The organism is Kitasatospora kazusensis, from assembly GCF_039529945.1.
GTDB classification, from domain to species: Bacteria; Actinomycetota; Actinomycetes; order Streptomycetales; family Streptomycetaceae; genus Kitasatospora; species Kitasatospora kazusensis.
The window spans coordinates 1-1018 of sequence record NZ_BAAANT010000135.1 but is presented as its reverse complement, the minus strand read 5'-3'; the positions used below and the strand labels follow the sequence as shown (position 1 = coordinate 1018).

At 70.7% G+C, this 1018-nt stretch carries 1 protein-coding gene; it reads right to left on the bottom strand.

From position 1 onward, the window contains the following. Positions 1–865, bottom strand: an 865-nt coding sequence (locus tag ABD330_RS32335; protein ID WP_344469886.1) for an SGNH/GDSL hydrolase family protein, incomplete at its 3' end; no start/stop codon positions are given. Positions 866–1018 lie beyond the last annotated feature (153 nt).

The window sequence follows — 1018 nt, the reverse complement described above, 5'->3', positions numbered from 1 at the left end:
CGGTGCCCTTGTTGAGGTAGACGTGGACGGAGCCGTCGTCGCCCAGGATGATGTAGTCGGCCTTGCCGTCGCCGTCCCAGTCGGCCCAGCGGACCCGCCCGGCCCCACCCGACTCCGTCCCCGCGTGGTTGACGGGAGCGCTCACCGCGACGCCGTCGGTGAAGGCCTTGTCCAGGGCGTTGTAGAAGACCTGGCCCATCCGGGCGTACCCCTGGTCGTTGGGGTGCAGGCCGTCCGCGAACTCGGCGGAGGTGAGGGCCGGAGCGTCCACGTAGCGGAACTTCTCGCCCGCCGCCTGCTTCGCGGGCACCATCGCCTGGACCTTGGAGTTGAAGTCCTGGATCAGGCTCTGCAGGTTCGGCGTGGTGGGGATCAGGCCCTGGAAGATGACCGTGACGCCGGGCTTGTCGGCGCTGATCCGGTCGACCAGGGCGGAGAGCCGGTCCGACGCGTGCGCCTTGTCGGTGCCCCGGTCGAGGTCGTTGATCCCGAGGTGCAGCAGGACGACGTCCGGGTTGGCGGCGCCGATCCACCCGTCGACGCCCGCGCCGATCTGGTCGATCATGTACCCGCCGTGGCCCTCGTGGTCCGGGTCGGGCACACCGGGGGAGCTCTGGGAGCCGACGAAGTCCATGGTGTAGCGGGACTGGGCCGCCGCCAGGTTCCACAGCGGCAGGCGGTAGCCGGCGCCGGTGGAGCTCTGGTAGCCGGCGGTGATCGAGTCACCCAGCGGCATGACCTTGAGCACCGGCCGGGCTGCCCCGGCGCCGGCCGTGTCCGGGGCGGCGGAGGCGGTGGTGGCACCGAGGCCGACGGTGGTCAGGCCGACGAGGGCGGCGAGGGCGAGTGATGCGGCGCGCTTCATGGTGAGTGGTCCAAGCCTTCGAGGGTGGGAGCGGTACGGGGGCTGTTGGCGGTTTCTCAGGCGCCGGCGGCGATCTGGCCGTAGTCGATCCAGCCGCCGTTTCCGTCCATGCCGTTGTTGGCGAAGGCGTTGACGGTGTTGTTGGGGTTGGTG